Source organism: Enterobacter oligotrophicus, from assembly GCF_009176645.1.
Classification (GTDB): Bacteria; Pseudomonadota; Gammaproteobacteria; order Enterobacterales; family Enterobacteriaceae; genus Enterobacter; species Enterobacter oligotrophicus.
Genome location: NZ_AP019007.1, coordinates 1344138 through 1369264 on the forward strand (window position 1 = coordinate 1344138; position 25127 = coordinate 1369264).

Below are 25127 nucleotides of genomic sequence, written 5' to 3' on the forward strand. Positions count from 1 at the left end.
AATGAACAAATGGCTCGCTGTCGTGCTCATCATGTTATCCGTTGCCTGGCGAGTCGTTTATGCGCAGGATGAGTCCCCTGTTGAGCTGGAACTGTCGGGCTACAATTACACCACGCCGGTCACCGTTTATCTGAGTGACGATGACAGGCGTTGGTTAAAGCAGAAAAAAACGCTTAAGGTGGCGGTTTATCAACCCGCGCAGCCGCCTCTCGTTCAGACCACGCTCACGGGGCGTTACCGTGGGATGAATGCCGATTATCTTGCGCTGATCCAGCATTCCCTCAATATCCGCGTCAGCGTGACGGCCTGGCCGAATAAAGCGTCGGCAATTAACGCCCTGAAAACGGGCAAGGCCGATATGGTGTTGACCGGGCTGGACTCTCTGCCTTTAGCTGAAGCAGGGATTCAGGCCTCGCAGCCGCTGGTGCATTCATGGCCCAATCTGGTGACGTCGCTGGCTAACGTAATGGCTCCCTTGCAGAGTACGCAACCGACCCGCGTCGCAATTGTGGATCACTACCCTGATAACGATTTTATCCGCCAGTCATTTCCGAATGCGGAGATCGCAAATTACTCCAGCTATCAGGAGGCGTTAAGCTCCGTCGCTCATGGCCAAAACGTCTGGTTCATTGGCGATTCGCTGACCACCAGCACCTGGCTGTCTCAGGAATTTAGTCTGGCGCTGGCAACGGTGAAATACTGGCCTGAGCCGCAGAAAAAAAGCGCATTTTTATTTTTACCAACGCAGGAACGCCTGCGAACCATTGTGAATAACACGCTCAGTGCGATCGATGAAAATATTCACGGGCAAATTGCCCAGTCAATGATCGACAAAGGCAATCTCTCCTTTCTGTTAGAACCGCTGAACCTGACCCAGCGAGAAAAACAGTGGCTGCATACTCACAAAACGCTCCGCGTTATTGTTAATCCGTGGTTTGCGCCGTACACGATGGTCGACAGTAACCGGGAAATGCGCGGTGTGGCAGGAGATATTCTTAACCTGATCGGCCTGCAAACCGGCATGCAGTTTGAAACCATTATCGTGAAATCGAATGAAGAGATGGTTTCAGAGATGAAGAAAGGCAACTGGCATATTGTGCAGGCCGCAACCTACGATTTAAGCCGCGAAAACCATCTCTCCTTTACCCATCCCTTTATTACCACCCGATTTGTCACGGTAGTCAGAAAAGAGAATGCACAGGCGAGCGCCCTGCGATCGGGGATGCATGTGGCGATCGGCTCCGATCACGTTTTACTGGCGAAACTTAAAGCCCGCTACCCAGGCATCCGCTGGAAAGAGGTGGAGAACTCCAGCGTTGCGCTAAATCTCGTGGCGACGGAGAAAGTCGATGCCGCCATTACCAATCAACTGACCGCCCGCTATATGAGTGAGCATTATTATCCCGATCGACTCAGCTGGTTTCCTGTTGCGGGTGAAGATCCCGCCGCAATCAGTTTTGCGGTTCCCCGTTCCGAGCCGGAGCTTCGGCAGATCCTGGACAAAGCGCTTGACGATATTCCGCAAAAAGAGATTTTCCAGATCGTCAGCAAATGGATACGCCTGCCGGATGTCAAAATCGACACCTGGGAGTTGTACAACCGGCCGTTCTATTGGGTAACGATACTCGCGACTCTGCTGGTGGTGAGCAGCCTGCTGTGGGCCGTTTATCTTGCGCGGGAAGTTCGTCAAAAAAAACGTTCTCAACGTTTACTGGAAGCAGAACGGAACAAAGCGCAACAGGCCAATCAAGAGAAGCGGGAATTTCTCTCGCATATGAGCCATGAAATCCGTACCCCGGTCAGCGCGATTATGGGTTTTCTGGAGCTTCTGCAGTTGTCTCCCGCACGCTTCACGCCTGAGGATAAAGCCTCTATTGACCAGGCTGCTCAGGCATCTCGCTCGCTGTTAAAGCTCATTGGCGAAATCCTCGATCTGGAAAAGATTGAATCGGGGCTGATAGACGTGGTGCCGCAGTGGGTAAATATTGATGCGCTGGTGACAGAAAAAATGTCGCTGTTTAGCGCCCTGGCTGCGCAAAAAGGGATCGACCTGCGTTATGACTCGCAGCTGGAACCGAAAGAAGCGATGCGGCTGGACCCGCAGTTGCTGGGACAGGTGCTCACCAATCTCATTGGCAATGCAGTGAAATTTACTCAGCAGGGTTACGTCCGGGTCTCGGCGACAAAGCATAACGATACGCTGCTCCTGTCGGTAAGTGACTCCGGTCCCGGCATCAGCACCGAAGAGCAGCGTCGCCTGTTCACCGCTTTCAGTCAGGGAAAAACGGGACAACAGCATCGCGGTTCAGGTTTGGGTTTAGCGATTAGCCGGGCGTTGATGACGCAGATGGGGGGAACGGTCGCACTGCAAAGCGAGGTTAATCACGGAACCACCCTGACGCTAACCCTGCCCGTGCAAACGTCGCCAGAGGCCATTGTGGCACCCGTGGACGTGCCTCCGCTACCGGTTATTCAGGGTGCGTTACGCGTAGCGATCGCCGACGATCACCCTTCCAGCCGATTGCTACTGAAACGTCAGCTCGCGACGCTGGGGATTATCGCCGATGAAGCCGAAAACGGCGAAGAGGCCTTACAGCTCGTCCGGCAAGGCCGCTACGATTTGCTCATTACCGACCTCAATATGCCCGTCATGGATGGCATTGAGCTTACCCGCCAGGTGCGAAAAGTGGATAACACCCTCCCCATCTGGGGGCTGACCGCAACCGCACAGGAGCACGAGCGCGAGCGCTGCCTTGCGGCGGGCATGAATGCCTGTCTTTTCAAACCCGTGACCTTATCGCAAATTTCTCACTTACTCTCCGGCGTGGCAGAAACAGGCGATATGATGTTTGATATTGAAAGGCTTGGTCTGTTAGCACAAGGGAATCGGGCGCTTATGCTCTCAGCCTTACAAGATGCGCAGCAGGAAAACCGGCGAGATTTAGCCGCCGCCCGGCAAGCGGCTCGTACTGAAGATTATTTGACGGTGAAACACCACATTCATCGCATTAACGGAACGGCACAACTGCTGGGGATCGCAACGTTAATGGCGATAGCACAGTCGCTGGAAGATAAGTTACCTGACGCTATTTCAGATGCAGAACTTACCGTAGAACTTAATCATATTGAAATTTTACTTGATGAACTGGACCAGGCCATCGAAAAATTCATTCCATAATATTTTTCCTACACCTGTAGGCGCACCCTGACAAAAAAATAAGCCACCGCCGATGTTGCTTCTCTGTTAACCAGGTAAAATTAGCCTTGTTGAGACGCAATATATTTCGTTAATAATACCTGGAATACTTCCTAAGAAAATTCCATTTTTGTCGTTACTCCAGGTTTTAGCTATCAAACACATCAAGATCATTAAGGCGCACCTATCCATTGCGCCAGTTTTATATTTTGTTTTTATGGTTAAATGGTGGTTTTTTGTTTCAACAAACACCGCCACAAATGGCTTATTACTCCAGACAAAATCAAAAAATAGTAGAAACGATCGTTTTTATAATCGCTTTCGGAAACCATTACTTTTGTGATGTCATCTGAATTTATTTTCTGTAAATTTTATAGCGAAACATGAGGTGAATTTCTGCCACTCAATAACCAAAGAGGACATGCCGAAAAGGGAATTTTTATGGATTTATCAAACTCCGTTTTTTCTGATGATTACTTTTTTATCGTTGGCATCAGTGCGTTGTTAACGCCGGAGTTGATTGATGAGAATTATTACATTGTGGACGTTGAGTCAACGAGCCTTGAAAAGATTAAAGAATATCTGTTTTCTGACCGGAAAATCATCGCATTTATAACCAGCGATCTTGATTATTATGCGTTAAAAGATCTGCAGGATATTGTTTTTATTGACAGGCGCAGCCAGCTAAATGCAATTTTGTCGTGCTTGTTTGTCAATAACTCCCGTTATTCATACCGGGTAAAATATGCCCTTTCGTTGCGGGAAAGTGAAGTGCTTTCCTGCATGCAAGAAGGGCTGAATGCAGATGAGATTGGTAAACGACTGGGCATGACAGTCAAAACATTTTATGCCCACCGCCGCAGTCTGGTTTTCAAACTCCAGGCCGGGAACCGTATCTCGCTGTATCGTAATATCGCGCGCGTGGAGAATTACAAATCAGAAACCTGCGAAACCGATCTGTCGTAATCAGACAAGATCATTCGCCAGGTAATTATTTCACTGGAGGTGATTAGCACATTACATATTAACACTATAAGCAACTGTATTTTATTTCCTGAATATTCATTTAATTTACTGGATTTTATATGAAAAAGATTTCACTGATTTCTGCAATTTTATCTCTGTCTGCGTTACAGGCCGCAAATGCAGCCGACGGCGTGATTAACTTTACCGGAAATATTACCGGCACAGCCTGTGTGGTTGACACCACGGCTATTGCACAACCCGTCGAGTTGGGAACCGTTTCTGCTACGGCATTCTCAGGCGGTAACGGCGCAACAGCGGCATCAAAGCGTTTTAACATTCTGCTGAAATCCTGCCCGGAAAGTATTTCCAGCGCCAGCGTTCGTTTTGATGGCATCACTCATGCTGCTAACCCGTCAATTCTGGCACTGAATAATGGCCAGACCGCGACGAACGTCGGCGTGGCAATTTATGAGCAGGATAACTCAACGCTGATCCCGGTTGGCTCTGCATCTTCCAGCATAACGCTGCAGGAAGATGTTGATAATACGCTGACTTACTTTGCCAAATATATGGCAACCGGCGCTGTTGGCGCAGGTACGGCAAACTCTTCAACCGCGTTTACCGTTACCTACCAGTAAAAGCAGGGCCCATCGTGGCCCTGAGTCATTCAATCAGGATCTCTTCATGTTACAGAAAGTATTTAAAAACGTTGCCGTTGCTCTTTTATTTATCTCTCCGGCGGCAATCAGTGGTGTAGAAATAGGCGGCACCCGCCTTATTTATAACGGTGCCGCTAAACAAGCATCGATAAGCGTTAACAACCCAGATAACAAGCCGTATTTGATTCAGTCCTGGGTGAATAAAGACGAAAATGGGGATGACAGTGACAATGCGTTTATCACTACCCCACCCTTATTTAAATTAAATCCGCATGCGCAAAACTCAGTACGCATTATGCTGGCTGAAAATACGTTACCCACTGACAGGGAAAGTATTTACTGGTTAAACATCAAAGCGATTCCGTCGTCATCACCGGACGCTAAAAATGAATTATTAATTGCCGTAAAAAGCAAAATGAAGGTGTTTTATCGCCCCGCAGGGTTAAAAGGCAATCCTTCTCTGGCGTATCAGCAGTTAACGTTTTCGCGTGAAGGTGGGAAATTACACATTCATAACCCATCACCTTATAGCGTGTCGCTTTATGACATCAAGGTGAATGGAAAAGAACTAGCAAAACCTCCAATGGTTTTACCATTTCAAACGGTATCGCTACCTCAGTCGGCGGTAACGGGTGGTGAAGTATCATGGCGTGCGATTAATGACTTCGGAGGCATTACGGCTGAACATAAATTTAAAATGTAGGTTAATACGTCATGTTCCATGTCAACTCTATTTCAGGCTTTGCTAAGTTAACTCAGCTATCCACGTTTATTTACCTGTGTACGCATATTCCTGCTGCCGTGGCTGACGATTACTTCTCTCCCGATTTTATTGAAACCCGCGGGAATATTCCTCAGGATATCGATATCTCGCGTTTTAATAAGGGGAACGGTCAGGTCCCTGGCGTCTATCTCGTTGATGTCTATGTTAACGGTAATTTTCTTGAGTCACGGAATATTTCGTTTATCGATAATGAGAGCGGATTAAAGCCAGAACTGACGCGTGCCGAACTGGTGAACTGGGGCGTGAAGCGTAATGCACAGCCAGAATGGATGCGCATGGCGGACAGTTCAAAAATTGAAAACCTCAGTGAACAGCTTCCCGGCAGCCAGCTTGTTTTCCAGTTTGACGGGATGCGCCTTGATCTCTCAATACCGCAGGAGTACCTGCAGCGCGATCCGCGGGGTTCCGTATCGCCGGAGCAGTGGGACGATGGGCTGAATATGCTGTTCCTGAATTACAACTTATCTGGTGCCAACAGCCATACCAGCGGCGAGTCACGCAATGACGGCTATTTAAACCTGCGCAGCGGTATTAACGTTGGCCCGTGGCGCTTACGTAATTACTCAACCTATAACAACAACGATGGCACCGGCCGCTGGAACACCATCGGAACGTCTCTGGAACGTGACATTAAGGCGCTGAAAAGCCAGTTCAGCATGGGAGACAGCTACACGCAGGCCAGTGTATTCGACAGCGTGAATTTTCGTGGTATGCAGCTTTGGTCCGACGACACCATGCTGCCGGAGAGCATACGCGGCTTTGCTCCCGTGGTGCGCGGAATCGCTCAGAGTAACGCCCAGGTAACCATTCGGCAGAGTAGAAACGTTATCTGGCAATCCTATGTTCCCCCCGGTCCGTTTGTCATTGACGACCTGTATCCGACTGCCGCCAGCGGCGATCTGGAGGTTGTGGTACGTGAAGCGGATGGCACGGTGCACCAGTTCATCCAGCCCTTCTCGGCTGTACCGGTAATGCAGCGTGAGGGACAGCTCAAATATACGCTGGCAGCAGGGAAATACCGCGCGTCAAACAGCAAGGATAAAGAACCGGAGTTTCTGCAGGGTACGGTGGGCTACGGTTTACCTCTGGATACAACGCTCTATGGCGGCACGCTGGCCTCTGCAGATTACTGGGCCGGGGCGTTGGGTGTCGGGAAAGGGTTCGGTGAATTTGGCTCGATCTCAGTAGATACCACATTTGCCCGCACGCAACTTCCGAACGGCACGGAAGAAGGCGTGTCGTTACGGGCACAATACGCCAAAGACTTTGCGTCGACAGGCACCTCGTTCAGTTTGATGGGCTATCGCTATTCCTCGTCAGGTTTTCGTGATTTTCAGGAAGCGAACGGGGATGTGAATACTTACCGAATGGGGAACGACAGGATACGGGAAGGCAACAGTTGGCGATACGAGCGGAACAAACGCAGTAAGGCGCAGGTGACGCTCAACCAACGACTCGGTGATTCGGCAAATATAAACCTCTCCGCCTGGCAGCAGGATTACTGGGGCGGCGACGCCGAACGCAGCGTTAACGTCGGTTACAACACCAGCATACAGAATATCAATTACGGCCTTAACTACAGCTATTCACAGGGTCCGTGGCGCAATGAGAACGATCATATCGTCTCCTTTACGGTACAGATCCCGTTCTCGCGTTTCCTGCCAGACAGCTGGATGACGCTCTCTGGCAATACCAACAAGAAAGGCGACACCACCTCGCAGGTGGGTTTATCCGGTTCAGCGCTGGAAGACAAGAAGCTGAGCTGGAACGTGCAGCAAGGCTACAACAGTAAAGGCTCAGATGTGATGGGAAATACGTCCGTCACTTACAAAGGCCGGAACGGGGAGTACCAGCTTGGTTACAACTACTCACGCGATAACCGTCAGGTTTCGCTTGGGGCACAGGGCGGACTGGTGGTTCACCCTTACGGCGTCTCGGTTACACAGCCGCTGGGCGAGACGATGGCGCTGGTAAAAGCAGACAACGCGGCGGATGTGAAAGTAGCAAACAACAGTGGGATTTATACCGACAGCAAAGGTTTTGCCGTTGTGCCTTACGTCACGCCTTATCGACAAAACACGCTTTCGCTGGATACCGCATCGCTGAAACAAAACACCGACGTGGTGAATGACACACGTACCGTTGTGCCGACCAAAGGTGCGCTGGCGCTGGCTGACTATCCTACCGTCACCGGTTATAAGGTCATGCTCCAGTTAGCCGGGAAAGCGATCCCCTTTGGCGCAACAACCCGTATTAAAAATCACGACAACATTCCGGAAGGGATTGTTGACGATCGTAAACGCGTCTGGCTCAACGGCGTACCAGAAAAAGCGACTGTGATCGTGACCTGGGCCGAAGGAAGTTGTCAGGCAATGTATGAAATAGCGCAGATCTCTGACAAACCGCAAACCGTTATCGCGCAATGCCACTGATCTGGAGAGAAAGAAAAATGTATCGAATTTTAGGTATCTTATTATTCATCCCGCTGGGATTATTTTCACACGCTGCGCTGGCGTGGAACTGCGCAACGGTTACGCCCTCTACCACGATCTCGCCGCAGAACATCACCATACCCCGAGATCTGCCCGTGGGTTCAGTTATCGGGACACCCGTCACTACGCCGTTGATCCGTGCGTTTAACTGCTGGAGCGGCGAACAAGGGGTTCTCTCCCATCAGATTTTTGGTGTCAGAGCGCTTGGCCGTTTCGAGATACTGCTCAACGGTCGCCGGATGTACAGAACGGATATTCCGGGAGTGGGATATTCTGTGTCAGGCGCAACAACAATATGTGCCGGAGGAGAGAAGACGATCACAGGAAGCGATACCATCCGTACAGATGTAAATACCGTCAGGCTCTGTGAAAATGAGAGCGGGATGATCTATACCGATTTGAACGCTACCGTGACCATCACTTTTTATAAAATTGCTTCAGAAACCGGGTCCGGGACGATACCGTCACTCTCCGTCGCGTCTTTAACCATGCTGAATAACTTGCTGCTCTGGCATTCGCCTGAGGCTGCCGTCAATATCAATGCATTCACGATTACCACGCCGGCCTGTAACCTACAGACGACGTTTGTTCCTGTGAATATGAAAGACGTGGATAAAAAAGCCTTTAACGGCAAAGGCACCACGCCGGGAGACGCGCACACGCAATCTTTCACGCTGCCGATGGTCTGTAATGCCGGAACACGGGTCAGCGTAAAAATGGAAGGTAATATTTTTGATGCGAACAAAGGCGTGCTGAACATCACGGGTGGAACTAACGCCGCTACGGGCGTTGGGCTCCAGTTACTGTATAACAACCAGCCGATGGTGCTGGGTTCTGATGTCGCCGTTGGAACGTCATCGTCATCTGGCGGATTCTCAGTGCCGCTTAAAGCGCGTTATTACCAGACGGGCGATTCGATCACGACCGGTACGGCGAATGGGGTAGCAGCCTTTACCATAACGTACCATTAAGTCATCGTTCGATTCTGATTCAGGATAACCCAGCCCGTGGCTGGGTTTTCAATGTTGAGCGTCAGACGGCTTAAATACTCATCCATCAACATTGACTGATATCAAAGCTATTTATCGGGGTTCGTGGAAAATAAAAAAACAGCATAATGCGTCAGACGGACTCCGCGCTGAGCACATGAAAACAAAGATCAGAAGAATCTCATAACCAATTAATTTACCACTTAAAAAACCACAACAACCAGGACGAACACAGCCTATGTACAGACCAATAGTTGTCATACTTTTCATTCTCCTGACACTGGCTGCTCTTGCGGAAATGGGTTATTTACCCATCGGGTAAATTTGCTGGTTAAATATTACCCATAAACCGTAATGTACCATTTACAGTTTTTTCCTAAAGCCATCTGCATATTTCTCATGCCATCCTTAATCACGCTAATAATACGAAAACGTTAATTGAGGATAAAACATGAAAAAAACGATTATTGCATTATCTGCCATTCTGTTGGCTTCACCTGTTTTTGCTGCGACCACACATGCAACTGACGATACCGTAGCGGCGGCAAACGCGAATGCCAACGACGCGAAGCAAAAACTGCACGAAGAGCAGAACAAAGGTGAAGAGCTGAAGCTGAAACAGCAGCATGCCGCTGAAGGGAAAAGCGACAGCGTTGGCAGCAAGGTAAGCGAAGATTCGCAGAAAGCCTGGCATAAAACCAAAGAAGGCACAGAGAAAGGGTGGGATGCCACCAAAGAAGGTGCTGAGAAAGGCTGGAACAAAACCAAACAAGGTGCCAGTGAGTTAGAAAAGAAAGTCACTGAATAATCATCACCTGTCCCGTAAGGCCGCTGTCGCGGCCTTTTTACTTCCCCCTTCACAAAAATAAATCAGGTTATTTTTTAATTACGTGCTACCGCATTTTCATTTTTACATAGCAGAATAAACATCCCCTGCCAGCATATATTTCATTAATGCGAGCAAACATAATATATCTTATACGTTAAACTTTACCGTGTCTTAAATATTAATTAAGCGGTAATAAATATATACGTTCAATAATAAATACCCTGCCCCGCATCAACTGTGTAAAGCTGAACGCCACCCGGCGTCTGACGGGCCTTTCAGACATACCGCTTTATATTGACGTGGTGAATAAATACTTTTTCAATGACACGAATGGCATTTACAGAGGCGTAATTTGCATATTTAGTTTTTTATAGCTATATCCTTTTTAGAGCGAATTAAATTAATACCTCTATTACACACAGGGCTTTATATATCACGAAAAATTAAAAAGACAACGTTATCCACAATAAATAATTAGAGTCGCCCTGATGTTGCCATTCTGGATGCTGGCGGGCATCGGCCGCGCTGAAGAACGTTACGGTGAGCACTGATTAACTATCAGCGACTCCGCCGGGGGCGCGCTTTACCCTCAGCAAAGAGATGACCATGTCTTGCACGCCGTCCATGACAACTCTGCTGGAGTAATAACTGTATGAGCCAAATCTCTGTTATATCGAAACTTACTGGCGTGGAAACGACCACGGAAGGCACCCGGATCACTCTGGACCATTCCTCTATCGTTAAGCTCCATGTAGGGCGGGCCGACATTTCACACTACACCCGTAGCGGTAACGATCTGGTGATATCTCTGCATTCGGGGGAAGTGGTTACCCTGAAAAACTTCTACGTTGGCGACGCTCAAGGGGTGAGCCAGCTGGTGCTGGAAGAAGAGAATGGCGCATTGTGGTGGATTGAAGATCCGACTGCCGCTGAACATTACGAAGCTATCTCGTCCATCGACGCGTTAATGGCGTCATCCGGTTCAGACGCAGGCGGTGCTGCCCTCTGGCCCTGGGTGCTCGGTGGTCTCGCCGTTGCCGGGGGCGTCGCCCTCGCAGCCGGTGGCGGTGGCGGTGGCGGCGGTGGAGATGACGATGACAACACCACCAGCCCCGGCAATCCAGGCAATCCTTCTAATCCTGATACCACACCGCCGGATGCCCCAACAAATTTGCAGTTCTCACCGGATGGTAAAACCGTTACCGGCACCGCCGAACCGGGAAGCACAATAACGCTTAAAGATGCCAACGGTAATCTGGCAGGAACGGGTAAAGCCGGTAGCGACGGCAAATTTACGATTGAGCTGGGTACGCCAATGACCAATGGCGAACAGCTTGCCGCCACAGCAACCGACGCTTCCGGTAATGCCAGCCAGAACGGGCATGTCATCGCCCCTGACCTGACCGTCCCCGACGCCCCGGATATTCTGATTGTTAACGATAACGTCGGCACCGAAACGGGCCCGCTGGAAAACGGGCAACGAACCGATGATGCACGCCCTGCCCTCAGCGGCATGGCTGAAGCGGGGACAACAATCACGATTTATGACAACGGCAGCCTGCTTGGCACCACGAAAGCCGATGCCAGTGGCAACTGGAGTTTTACGCCACCTGCCGCCCTTGCCGATGGCAATCACGTCATTACCACCACCGCGACCGATGCTGCCGGCAATACCAGCGCACCGTCCACTGCCGCCACCTTTATCGTTGATACCGTGGCACCAACGGCCCCCGTCATTTCCGGCTTAACCGATGACGTTGCCCCCAATACCGGCTCTCTCAGCAATGGCGGAAGCACCAACGATCAACGTCCCCGGATTAGCGGCACGGCGGAGGCCAATTCCACCGTTACGGTTTATGACAATGGCATCGCCATTGGTACTGCAAATGTCGCCAGCAATGGCAACTGGTCCTTTACGCCGTCGGTGAACCTCAGCGAAGGCAGCCATCAGATTACGGTGCAGGCGACTGACGTCGCGGGCAACCAAAGCGTCCCCTCCCCGGCGATTACGATCACGGTAGATATCACCCCACCTGACCAGCCAACCGTCGCGCTGGATGCCGCTGGAACCGTGGCAACAGGCACCGCAGAAGCCAATACAACGATCACCATCACCGACAGCAACGGTATCCCGATCGGGACTGCACCTGTCGACGCTAACGGTAATTTCAGCATCCCCCTGGCTCCCCCTCAGCCTGGCGGCGCGGTTATCAGCGTCATTGCTACTGACGCCGCGGGCAACGTCAGCCCGGCGGCCACGGCAACAGCCAGCCTGAGTGTGCCCGATACCACACCACCGGCTATCCCGGCCGATCTTGCCGTTTCTGGCGATGGCAGAACAGTGACCGGCAACACCGAACCGGGCAGTACGCTAACAATTAAAGACCCTACCGGCACCGTGATTGGCAGCGGCACGGCGGACAACGACGGTCATTTCTCCGTCGGGATCGACCCGGCACAAACAAATGGCGAGGTGCTACAGGTTGTCGCAACCGACGGAGCCAATAACACCAGCCAGCCAGGGTTTGCCGACGCGCCTGATACCACCGATCCATTAGCGCCTACAAATGTTGACGTCTCAGATGATGGCACCACCATCACCGGCGAGGCGGAGCCGGGCAGTACCATCAGTATTAAAGACGAGGGTGGCACTGAAATCGCCGCTGGCTCCGCTAATGATGACGGTACATTCAGCATTCCGCTTATCCCGCCGTTAGTGAATGGTGAAACAGTGACGGCAGATGCGACCGACAACGCGGGCAATACGGGCCCAACGACCTCTGCAAGTGCGCCGGATATTACGCCCGCAGAAACGCCGGTCATCACCTCCGTTGAAGATAACGTGCTTAACATCGTCGGACCGATTGCCAACGGTGGCCTGACCAATGATGGCACGCCGACGCTTCACGGTACGGGTGAAGCTGGCACACGGCTTTATCTCTATGATGGTCAAAACCAAATCGGAACGCTGGTGATACCGGAGGGAGGCGTCTGGACATATACTCTGCCCGCCAATATTCTCGCGGGCGGGCATGTCTTTACAGCCAAAGCCATTGATGATGCAGGCAATGCCAGCGGTACATCGAACAGCTGGAGCATTACCGTCGATCTCACGCCGCCCGCAACGCCAGCGATTACCCAGGTTGTGGACGCTGTTGAAGGTAATACTGGCCCGCTGACCAGCAACCAGCCGACCAATGACAACCGCCCTGCCATCAGCGGCACGGGCGAGCCTGGCGCGACAATCAGCATCCGTATTGATGGCGCTCAGGTGGGTACAACAGTGGTGGGCTCCAGTGGAGACTGGACCTTCCGTCCGGCGACAGCCATTGCAGATGGCAGCCACGTCCTGACTGCCGTCGCGCTCGATCAGGCCGGTAACGCCAGTTCCGCCACGGGCGGATTTACGCTTAATATCGATACCACAGCCCCCGGTACGCCAACCATCGGAAGCGTGACGGATAACACCGGCGACGTGACCGGCCCTGTCACCAGCGGTTCACCGACGGATGAAACACAACCCCTGCTGTCGGGGACGGCCCCCGCTGGCACGACCATCACCGTGTATGACGGCACCACGCTGCTGGGCCCCGCCACGCTCAACGGCACGGGTGGCTGGAGCTTTACCCCTTTAACACCGCTGACAGACGGCACACACACCCTGACCGTCCGAGCCACCGACCCGGCAGGAAATGTCACCACTTCCCCACCGTTCAGCCTGGTGATAGATACGATAGCGCCCGTCACGCCGGACGCGCCGGATGTCACCGTTAACCCGGACGGCGGTACTACGGGTACATTATTGAACCCAGGCGACACCACCCGCGATACCACGCCGACGTTAAGCGGTGAGGGAACCGCGGGGGAAACGGTAGCTATCTATATTGATGGCGTGAAAAAGGCTGAAGTCCCGGTCGGTGAAGATGGAAAATGGAGCTGGACGGCCTCGCCACCGCTCGGTAACGGCACCTATGATGTCACCCTGACCGTAACCAACAAAGACGGTGCAGGCAATGAGAGTTCACCTTCGCAGCCGGTGACCATCGTCATTGATACCGAGGCACCCGATAAACCCGCCACTCCGACCGTCACCGACAGCGTCAGCCAAATCACTGGCCCGGTAGCGGATGGCGAAAGCACCAACGATCCGCGCCCGGTCCTGAGCGGCAGCAGCGAACCAAACGACGTGATCATTATTTACGATCGCGTGAATAATGCCGATCCGGTTGAAGTGGGCCGCGTTACCGCAGACATTAACGGCGACTGGAGCTGGCGGCCTGCGACGAATATCGCCGAAGGTTCGCACCAGTACACCGCCACCGCAACGGATGAGGCGGGGAACGTCTCCGTAACCTCCGATCCGATCACCATCAACGTCGATACCCTTGTGCCTTCGGCTCCGGTGATTACCCTGGCGGGGGGTGTCGGAAGCGGCGGGTCCACAAACGACAACACGCCGGATATCACCGGGACAGGTGTCAGTGGCGATCGGGTTATTGTTTACAACAATGGCGTCGCCATTGGTGAAGCTATCGTAACGAACGGCACCTGGACCGTCACGCCATCGGCCCTGCCGGACGGCACACTCAATCTGACCGCCGTTGCGGTGGATGCGGCGGGCAACCCCAGCACACCAGGGGCGGGATTCACCGTAACCATTGATACCGTGCCGCCAGCCGTACCGCAAATCGACGAAATCACTGGCAGCACGCTGTCTGGCGGGCAGTTGTACACGCAAGATACAACCCCCGAAATTACGGGGAGAACCGAACCGGGCAGCACCGTTGAAGTCTTCATTAATGAAGACTCTGTGGGCTTTGCCACCGTTAACACAGATGGCACCTGGACATTCACACCAACAACGCCGCTGGATCAGGGCTTAACGGACATTTCAGTGATTGCCCACGATGCCGCCGGTAACAGCACGCCAGGCCCGACCACCACCGTTACCGTGGACAACGTTCCCCCGGCCGACCCAACAAACCTTGCCATTACCGATCAAGGGACACCGGTCACCGGTAATGCCGACCCCGGCTCCATCATCACGATCAGAGATGCCGATGACAACGTGATCGGTACGGGTGTCGCCAACGCCAGCGGCGCGTTTTCCGTCGCCGTCAGTCCGGCACAAACGGATGCCACCACGCTGAGCGTCACTGCAACCGATGAAGCAGGGAATAACAGCCAACCCGTCGATCTCACCGTTACGGCAGCGCCGGTTGATTTACCGGACGTACCGACGATCACCGCGATCGACGACAATATAGGTAGCGTCACGGGTAACGTAATCGGCAAAACCTCAGACGATACGATGCCGACCATCAGCGGTACTGCCGTCGCGGGCAGTACGGTGACCCTCTATATGGATGGCAGCCTGATCCCGCTGATCACCATTCCGGTGCTGGCCGGTGGAACCTGGAGTTATACCCCACCGCTTCCATTGAGTGAAGGCACGCATACTTTCGAGGCGACCGCCACGGTAGGGCTTGAGACAAGCGGCCGTTCACCTGCTGCGGCTGTCACCATCGACACCACCGCCCCGGTCGCCCCCACTATTGGCGCGGTCACCGATGATGTTCCTCCTGGCACCGGCGTGCTCACCAGCGGGCAGGCGACCAACGATACCCGGCCAACCCTCAGCGGTACGGCGACGCCGGGTGACACCATCACCGTTTACAATAACGGTATTGCTATCGGGACTGCACAAGCAGGGCCAACAGGCTCCTGGAGCTTTACGCCGTCCTCTCCCCTGGCCGAAGGCAGCAACCCGCTGACCATTCGGGCCACCGATCCGGCAGGCAATCAGAGCGCCCCTTCAGCGGCGTTCAACGTCGTGGTCGATACGACCACCACCACGCCCGTTATTCTGGGAGCAGAGGATAACGTCGGTAGCGTGACGGGCAATGTCACCAGTGGCAGTACCACCAACGACACCACGCCAACGCTCACCGGCACGGCAGAAGCCAACAGCACTGTCGCAATCTTTGATGGCGTTACGCAAATCGGCACCGTCACCGCCGATGGCAGTGGCAACTGGACATTTACGCCAGTGACCGCACTGGTCGAAGGCGCACATGACTTTACGGTCAGAGCAACCGATACGTTAGGGAACGTCAGCACGCCTTCTGCCGTCTACAGCGTGACGGTCGACACCACACCGCCAGCCGTCCCTACTCTCAATGGCGTAGAGGACAACGTCGCAGGGGGCATTGAAGGCAATATCGCCACCGGACAGGTGACCAACGACAATACGCCAACGCTGAGCGGGACCGGAATGGCAGGCAGCACGGTGCATATTTTCAATAACGGCACCGAGATCGGCTCCACAACGGTGCTGGCAGGCGGCACCTGGAACTTTACCCCCACGATACCGTTGCCGGACGGAACCTATACGCTGAGGGTGAATGCCACCGATACCGCAGGTAACGTCTCGGCTAACTCGTCGGTTTATACTTTTACAGTAGATACCGCCGGGCCAGCCGCACCGGTACTCTCTACCGTCATTGATGATGTCGGCCCGGTAACGGGTACACTGAGTACCGGTAATTCAACCAACGACGCGCGTCCGACGTTCAACGGGACGGGCGAAACGGGCTCAACCGTACACATTCTGGTGGACGGTGCAGAGGTGGGCACCGCGCTGGTGAATGCGCAGGGCAACTGGACCTTCACACCGACAGATCCGCTGGGCGATGGCCAACATGCCATTACGTTCAATGCAACCGACGCGGCGGGTAACAGCGGCAGTACCAGCACCGCATTTAACCTGACGGTCGATACGGGCGTACCGCTCGCCCCCACTATCGCCACGGCCAGTGACAATGCAGGCCCGGTTCAGACACCCCTCACTTCCGGCCAAACCACGGATGACACCACGCCAACGCTGAACGGGACGGCGGAAAATAATGCGACCATCACGATTTACGAAAACGGCGCATTCGTTGGCACAACCCAGGCTAACGGTTCGGGGGCATGGAGTTTTACCCCAGACACACTGACCAGCGGGAGCCATACGTGGACCGCAACGGCAACCGATGCAGCAGGCAACGTTAGCCCTGCGTCACCGGGCTTCACCGTGATTGTCGATACCACCGCCCCTAATGCGCCGGTCATTACCTATGCGCTTGATGATGCCGGTTCTCTGACGGGACAACTCAGCACCGGTCAAACCACTGACGACATCTCGCCACGTCTTAGCGGGACCAGCGAGCCGAACGCCACGGTGAGAATTTATGAAAACTCAGCGCTGATTGGCACCGGCCAGGCCGATGCCAACGGCAACTGGACGATTGATCTCACCACCACGCTGAGCCCCGGTACACATACGTTTACCGCGCAGGCCACCGATGTGGCGGGTAATAACAGCCAGCCTTCAGCCAGCTTCAGCCTGACGGTTGACACCACGCCACCTGCGTTACCGGTGTTAACCAGCATCACGGATGATGTCGGCAACGCCGCCACGCCGATCGCCAACGGAGGGTTAACCAACGACGCGCAGCCAACCCTCACCGGTACAGCGGAGGCGGGAGCAACGGTAAACATCTTTGATAACGGCGTGCAAATTGGCAGCGTCACCGCCACGGGCGGTACGTGGAGTTTTACACCCTCGGCGGGACTGGGCAACGGATCGCATAGTCTGACCTTCTCGGCAACCGATGCGGCCGGCAACGCCAGCGCACAAACTGCCGACTATGTGATAAACGTTGACGCCACCGCGCCAGCTATTCCGGTTATCAGCGCCGTGGTGGATGATGTGGGTACTATCACCGGGCCTGTGACCGGGGGTAATCCGACCAACGATGCCCGTCCGACGCTGAACGGTACTGCCGAAGCCGGTTCAACCGTTCGCATCTACGACGGCACCACGCTCGTGGGAACCGTTACCGCCGACACCAACGGCAACTGGACGCTGCCGCAAACCAGCACCACGTTGTCGGAAGGGCGGCATAATTTTACGGTGACCGCGACCGATGTGGCGGGCAATACCAGTGCGCCATCAATCGTCACGTCAATTGTGGTCGACCTGACGCCGCCGCCAGCACCAACAGGCCTCGCGGTGATCACCAACGGTACGCACGTCACCGGAACCGCCGAAGCGGGCAGTACCATCACCATCACCACCAGTACCGGAACCGTACTCGGTACAGCCACGGCGGATGGGAGCGGCAACTTTAATGCCACCATCACTCCGGCGCAGACGGGCGGGGAGTCCCTGCAGGTGTTTGCCACCGATAAAGCCGGAAACGCAGGCGCGAGTGCTTCGGTCACGGCACCGTTTACCACAATCCCGAACGCACCGGTTATCGCCACCATCGACGATAACGTCGGTACGGTGACCGGAAATCTGACCAACGGGAAAACCACCGATGACACCACGCCGACCCTGAACGGCACCGCGCAACCCAATTCCACCGTCACCCTGTATAACAACGGTGTTTCGATGGGGAGCGTTGTGGCGGACGTCAATGGTAACTGGAGCTTTACCCCGACGGCATTAAGCGAAGGTGCCCACACCTTTACCGCCACGGCAGGTAACGCCACAGGGACCAGCCCGGTTTCATCGGCCACGACCGTTATCGTCGATCTCACGGCACCAGCAGCGCCAACCGGCACCTTTAACGCAGACGGTAGCGTATTGATCGGTAACGCCGAAGCGGGCAGTACCGTCTCCATTCTTCTGGTTAACGGGACAACGGTGACCACTACCGCAGGGAGTGACGGCACTTACAGCTACACCTTCCTCAATAAACAGACGGAAGGCCAGACGCTGCAGATCGCCGCGACGGACGCGGCAGGTAACGTCTCGCTGCCGGGCTCGGCACTTGCGCCCGTGGTGCCGCTGTCGGCCAGTACCAACGTCGAGGAGCTGGATATCAGCACCACGGCAACGGTGACCCACTCGCAGCTCAGCGATTACGGCTTCCTGCTGGTGGGGGCCGCGAACAACATCCTCACGCTGCTCGGTAATGACACCGCGCAGGTCGGGTTTACGGTGGAGAGCGGCGGCAGTGCGGATATCACCGTAAACGCCAATGCAACGGGAGCGGTACTTTCACTGCTCAACACGCTTGAGCTGGTGGTACAAGTTCTGGATACGGAGAACGGAACCTGGACCACGGTGGTGGATACCGGAGAGCCGCAGTTTGCTGACCTGCTGACGCTCGGCGCTACTGGCGTATCGCTGAACCTGACCGGGCTGGCGAGTGGGCAGTATCGTGTGCTGAGCTACAACACTAACCTGCTGGCAACCGGCTCTTACACCAGCCTGGATGTTGACATAAAAGAGACCAGCGCAGGTACGGTGACGGGCACCACCAGCCTCGGCGGTAACGTGATCCTTGATGACGATCCGGCCACCGGTAGCGATAACGCCCCGGCGGGCACCACGGTGACAGCGGTGACCAACTCGGATGGCGACACGGTCGCGGTGACCGCTGACGGAACGCAGGTCCAGGGGCTTTATGGCACGCTGACCATCAACCTGGACGGCAGTTACACCTACACCCTCACCAACACCAGCGCCTCAGTGATTGGCCGTACCGAGAACTTCACCTACACCATCACGCATAACGGCGTCAGTGCGTCAGCAAATCTGGTGCTGTCACTCGGCGCAGGCACCACGGCCAACAGCATTGTGGCCGTGGACGACACGGCCTCGCTGACCTTCGACACCACCGTCCATTCGATAAATAACGGAACCTCGTCGCAGGGCGGCTTTACCGTGGTGGGGATTAATCTCGGCAATACGCTGGGGCTGAACCTGCTGGACGATCTGAGCAACCCGATCATCTACAACGTTGAAGAAGGCTCCACCCGCACCATGACCATTCAGGCTTCCGTGGGAGGCGTGGCGCTGGCGTCAGTGTTTGACCTGTACATCTATAAGTTCAATGACGCGACGCAGACTTTCGAACAGCTCCGCGTCCAGCCGGGCTGGTTGCGTGCGCCGCTGCTGGGTGGCACGTCATCCCAACTGACGCTGAACCTGCCTGCCGGGGAGTACCTGTTCCTGCTGAATACGGCGGCGGGGATCACCGCACTGACGGCGTACACGCTCAATGTGCTGGAAGATCATGTCTACAGCGTGGCAAGCGTTGGGACCTCCACCACCGGAGACGTGCTGGCGGATGACATTGCGCCATCCGGCACCGTGGTGTCTGACGTCAACGGTGTGGCGGTGAACGGCAGCGGCCCGACCACGATTCAGGGAGAGTACGGCACGCTGACGATCACTGCGTCCGGGCAGTACACCTACACCCTGAAAAGCGGGATCGGGTCTGACCATATCAGCACCCCGGACACCTTTGTTTATACCATTACCGCGCCCGGTGGCGCGAAAGACACGGCATCGCTGAACATCACGCCGACCGCGCAGGCGATGGATGCGGTGAACGATGTCAGTTCCACAATGGATATCACCCCGGTGCATCACACGTCGCTGTATTCGGATACCAGCGTAGGGTCCGCAAACTGGAACGCGGCCCTGCTGGCAACGACATCGGGCAGCGGCAGCGGCACCTTCGTGGTGGATGCCAATACTGCGCTGCATAATGTGGTACTGCACTTCAACGTGGCCTCGCTGCTGACGCTGGGCGGGCTGACCGTTAACTGGACGATTTCACAAGGCGGGACCACCCTCAGAACCGGATCGTTCGGCGGTGGGTTGCTGTTGGGCGGCAATGCCGATATCGCGGTGACCGGTCTGGATCTGAATGCCGGAACCTATACCCTGAGCTACACCGGGAGCGTACCGGCACTGGGGCTGGGCGGGATCACCATCACCCCAAGCGTCACCGGCACCACCTACTCCCTTAGCCAGTTTGACTCTACCAGCGGCCACACCGTTAACGGCAACATCTTTGACGGTTCCGACTCCGCCGGGGCAATGGATCAACTGCACTCGGTAGACACCCGCGTAAGTATTACCGGCTATGACGGCGTGACCACTACGCTGGACCCGTACACCGGCAGCACCACGGTGAATGTCGTCGGCCACTACGGCACGCTGGCGATTGGCGCAGATGGTCATTACACCTACACCCTCAATGCCGGAATTTCACTCTCGACCATCACCTCGAAGGAGGCCTTTAACTACACCCTGACCGATGCCGCCGGTAAAACGGACAGCGCCTCGCTGACCATCAACATGGCACCGCAGTTCATCAGCTCTGAACACAACGATCTGATTACCGGTACAGCCTATGGCGACACGCTGATTTACCAGGTGCTGAACGCTACGGCTGGCAACGCCACCGCAGGCAACATCTCAGGCACAACGGGCGATCACTGGACCAACTTCTCACTTTCACAGGGGGACAAAATCGACATTGGCGATCTGCTGGTGGGCTGGAACGGAAGCGCTTCGACATTAGGCAACTACCTCCACGTGACGCAAAGCGGCGGGAACACGGTGATCGCCATCGACCGTGATGGCGCAGGGAGTACCTACGCCACAACCACGCTCGTTACGCTGGATAACGTTCAGACCACCTACGACGAGCTCGTCAACCAGCAACACATTATTACCTGACCACACACGCACCAAATGACCCAGGCGCTTGTCGCCTGGGCATAAACAATAAAGCTGTACGCATTTATTAGGGATATGACATGGGAAAGAAGATGCCATACAGGTGGCTCTCGTGCTGCCTGATATCTGTCTCCGCCATCGCCGCAAACCCTGCGGCGATGATTAATACTGGCCAGCTCCGCGAAACGCAGGAGCTACCCTCGCTGAATGGTCGCGTGGCACCCGTTGCAGGCAAAGCCGCGCCCGGAACGCTCCAGCTAAGCGAGGCAGTTAACCGCGCCGTCACCTGGCACCCTGCCATCAGCGAAGCGGTCGGCAAACTCTATGAACAGAGCGAAAATGTAGACGTCGCCAAATCGAAATACTACCCGCAAATTAACGCCGGAATGGAAAATGGCTATACCCACGACGGCAGCGATAATGGCTTTACGCCGTCGCTGGTGCTCTCACTCTCACAAATGCTCTACGACTTTGGCAAAGTGGCAAGCCAGGTGCGTGCTGAAAGCGCTGGCGTCGCCCAGCAGCAGGCTAACGTGCTGGTCAGCATTGACACTATCGCCCACGATACCGCCATCGCGATGGTACAGGTGCAAACCTGGCAGCAGATGGTCGATACCGCCAAAGAACAGCTCAATGCGCTCTCCTCCATCGGCACACTGACCAAACAGCGCAATGACGAAGGGGCGACATCGCTCTCTGACGTGGTGCAGACCGATGCCCGTATTGAAGGCGCACGCGCCCAACTCATGCAGTACCAGGCCAGCCTTGACAGCGCCCGCGCCACGCTGATGAGTTTTCTTGGCTGGGACAACCTGCACGACGTCAGCAATGAATTTCCGCAAAATCTGGCCCGCAGTTGCGATATCGCCGAGCCGGACGATCGGCTGGTTCCGGCGGTATTAGCCGCCTGGGCACAGGCTAACGTTGCTCAGGCCAACCTCGACTACGCCAATGCGCAGATGACGCCGACCGTCTCGCTGGAGCCGGAAGTTCGCCACTACCTCAACGACCGCTACGCGGGCAACGAAACGCGGGATCGCACCCAGTATTCCGCGTGGGTCAAAGTGCAGATGCCGCTCTACCAGGGCGGTGGCCTGACGGCCCGCCGCAACGCCGCCGGACACGCGGTGGAGTCCGCTCAGTCTACCATCCAGCGCACGCGTCTCGACGTGCGGCAAAAACTGCTGGAGGCGCGCAGCCAGGTGCTGAGCCTGATGAGCACGCTGCAAATTCAGGGTCGCCAGGAGGCGCTCAGTGCCCGCACCCGCGAGCTTTATCAGCAGCAGTATCTTGATCTCGGTTCGCGCCCTTTGCTCGACGTGCTCAACGCTGAGCAGGAGGTCTATCAGGCCCGTTTCACCCAGCAGCAAACCGCCGGACAACTGCACCAGTTGCAGTTGAACTGCCTGTACAACACCGGGCGTCTGCGTCACGCGTTCGATCTTGAAAACCGAACCATCCAGACCGTGGAGATCCAGCCATGAAGCAACGCGATATCCCGCAGGATGAAACGATAGCAGATGATGCGCTGGAACAGTGGGCGCAGGCGTTTGGCTACGTCGCCACACGCTACCGTGTCGCCTGCTCTCCCGGTGCGCTGGTAGCCGGTGCGCCGTGGCTGAAAGGCAAACCGATGGTCCCTGCCCTAACCCAGCTTGCCCGCGAGGCCGGGCTGTCGTTTCAGTTGCTCACGGCGGATCAGCAGTCCATTAACAGCTGGCGCTTGCCGGTGGTGGTGGCGCTGAACGACGGTAAAATTGGCGTGATCGAACATTTCGACGGCGAGGATACGCTTGAGGTCAGCTTTTTCGACGATCAAACGCACACCAACCGCCTGTCGATGATGGCGATGCTGCCTGCCATTCGTCACATCATCGCCCTGCGCCCGCTGGCGGCCCTGAAAGACAGCCGCGTAGATGCCTATATCTCGAAATATCGCCCGGACTGGCTCTACCGGCTGGTAATGCGCGACCTGCGTCCTTACAGCTGGGTAATGCTCGCCGCGCTGTTTATCAACGTACTTTCGCTTTCGGGGATCGTTTTTTCCATGCAGGTCTACGACCGGGTGATCCCCGCCCAGTCCTATCCGACGCTCTACGTTCTGACCATTGGCGTGCTGATCGCCACGCTGTTTGGCTTTGTGCTGCGCGTGGCGCGCGGGCACATTATGGATCTGCTGGGTAAGCGCTCGGATCTGCGCGTCTCGGATCGCGTCTTTGGCCACGCTCTGCGTCTGCGTCACAGCGCCATTCCCCGCTCCACCGGTAGCTTTATTTCTCAGTTGCGCGAGCTGGAGCAGATCCGCGAGATGGTCACCTCTTCCACCATCTCCACCATAGTCGATCTGCCGTTCTTTTTACTGTTCGTGGTGGTACTTGCGATCATCGCCCCGCAGCTGGCGTGGATCGCCCCGGTGGCGGCGGTGATCATGGTGCTGCCCGGCCTGCTGCTGCAGAAAAAACTGGCGGAGCTGGCGAAGCAGTCGGCGCACGAATCGACCCTGCGCAACGCGGTGCTGGTGGAGAGCGTGCAGGGGCTGGAGGACATCAAGCTGATGCAGGCGGAAAACCGTTTTCTGCAGCAGTGGAACAGCTATATCCAGATCACCGCGGAATCCGGCCTGCGCACCCGCGAGCTGACGCAGAACCTGATCAGTTGGGGGATAACCATCCAGAGCCTGGTGTATGCCGCGGTGATTGTGGTCGGTGCGCCGATGGTGATCGACGGCACGTTAACCACCGGCTCGGTGGTCGCCGCCTCGATGCTGGCCTCGCGCATGATCGCCCCGATGGCAACGCTGTGTGGCGTGCTGGCTCGCTGGCAGCAGGTCAAAGCGGCAAAAGAGGGGCTGGACAGCATTATGCAGCTCCCGACCGAAAATCAGCGCGAAGAGACGCCGATCCGCCAGGACGTGCTGCGCGGCCACTACCTGTTCGAGCAGGCGCAGTTCCGCTATCACCCGGACGATCCGCGCATGGCTTTACGCATCAACCGCCTGGAGATCAAGCCCGGCGAGAAAGTGGCGATCCTCGGGCGCAACGGCGCGGGCAAATCGACGCTGCTGCAGGCGATGGCGGGCGGAATGGATCTGGCCGGCGGCGAACTGCGCCTCGACAACCTCAGCCTGCCGCATCTGGACGTGGCGGACGTGCGGCGTAACGTCGGGTTTATGACTCAGAACGCGCGGCTGTTCTACGGCACCCTGCGCGAAAACATCACCCTCGGTATGCCGCGCGCCACCGATGAAGAGATCTTCGGGGTGCTGGAAATGTGCGGCGCGGCGGGCTTCGCACAGAAACTGCCGAAGGGGCTGGACTACCCGATTATGGAGAACGGCGTGGGGTTATCCGGCGGGCAACGTCAATCCATTCTGCTGGCGCGTATGCTTCTGCGCGATCCGAATATCGTGCTAATGGACGAACCCACCGCCTCCCTTGATGAGCACACCGAGCGGGAATTTATCCAGCGCCTGAGCGCCTGGCTCGGCAACCGCACCCTGGTTGTCGCCACTCATCGCGTACCGGTGCTGGAGCTGGTGGAACGCGTGGTGGTACTGAAAGAGGGCATGCTGGTGATGGACGCTCCAAAAGCGCAGGCGCTGAGCAACAGCCGCATGCAGCAACAGCAGCAGGCAACCGGACGGGAGTGGAAAAATGAAAATCAGTCAGCGTGACGTCGCCGC

Annotated in this window: 10 protein-coding genes; all 10 read left to right on the forward strand. The window is 55.4% G+C overall.

Translation table 11 applies throughout. The features are described from left to right. The first annotated feature begins 1 nt into the window (after position 1). The 10 genes from EoCCA6_RS06370 (at position 2) to EoCCA6_RS06415 (ending at position 25118) form a co-directional block, all read left to right on the forward strand. Entirely contained in the window at positions 2-3178 is a 3177-nt protein-coding gene (locus tag EoCCA6_RS06370) for a response regulator (protein WP_152081952.1), read from the forward strand. Between the two features lie 459 nt (positions 3179-3637). Further along, complete coding sequence (locus tag EoCCA6_RS06375; RefSeq protein WP_152081953.1) at positions 3638-4162, forward strand: helix-turn-helix transcriptional regulator; 525 nt, start codon at positions 3638-3640, stop codon at positions 4160-4162. A gap of 119 nt (positions 4163-4281) precedes the next feature. Then, entirely contained in the window at positions 4282-4800 is a 519-nt protein-coding gene (locus tag EoCCA6_RS06380; protein ID WP_152081954.1) for a fimbrial protein, read from the forward strand. 46 nt (positions 4801-4846) lie between these two features. After that, entirely contained in the window at positions 4847-5524 is a 678-nt protein-coding gene (locus EoCCA6_RS06385) for a fimbrial biogenesis chaperone (RefSeq protein WP_152081955.1), read from the forward strand. 11 nt (positions 5525-5535) lie between these two features. Continuing rightward, complete coding sequence (locus tag EoCCA6_RS06390) at positions 5536-8037, forward strand: fimbria/pilus outer membrane usher protein (RefSeq protein WP_152081956.1); 2502 nt, start codon at positions 5536-5538, stop codon at positions 8035-8037. Next, positions 8028-9068: a fimbrial protein gene (locus EoCCA6_RS06395; protein WP_225903454.1), complete on the forward strand. Its 1041-nt coding sequence runs from the start codon at positions 8028-8030 to the stop codon at positions 9066-9068. Before EoCCA6_RS06390 ends, EoCCA6_RS06395 begins: the two co-directional genes overlap by 10 nt. Positions 9069-9537: 469 nt before the next feature. Continuing rightward, entirely contained in the window at positions 9538-9894 is a 357-nt protein-coding gene (locus EoCCA6_RS06400; protein WP_152081957.1) for a hypothetical protein, read from the forward strand. A gap of 673 nt (positions 9895-10567) precedes the next feature. Beyond that, positions 10568-21445: a BapA/Bap/LapF family large adhesin gene (locus EoCCA6_RS06405; RefSeq protein ID WP_152081958.1), complete on the forward strand. Its 10878-nt coding sequence runs from the start codon at positions 10568-10570 to the stop codon at positions 21443-21445. An 80-nt stretch (positions 21446-21525) separates the two neighbouring features. Beyond that, positions 21526-22929: a TolC family outer membrane protein gene (locus EoCCA6_RS06410; RefSeq protein WP_152081959.1), complete on the forward strand. Its 1404-nt coding sequence runs from the start codon at positions 21526-21528 to the stop codon at positions 22927-22929. Continuing rightward, positions 22926-25118 (forward strand): type I secretion system permease/ATPase, encoded by a 2193-nt coding sequence (locus EoCCA6_RS06415; protein WP_152081960.1) that lies wholly within the window; start codon positions 22926-22928, stop codon positions 25116-25118. The genes EoCCA6_RS06410 and EoCCA6_RS06415 overlap by 4 nt, the downstream gene beginning before the upstream one ends. The last annotated feature ends 9 nt before the right edge of the window (positions 25119-25127 follow it).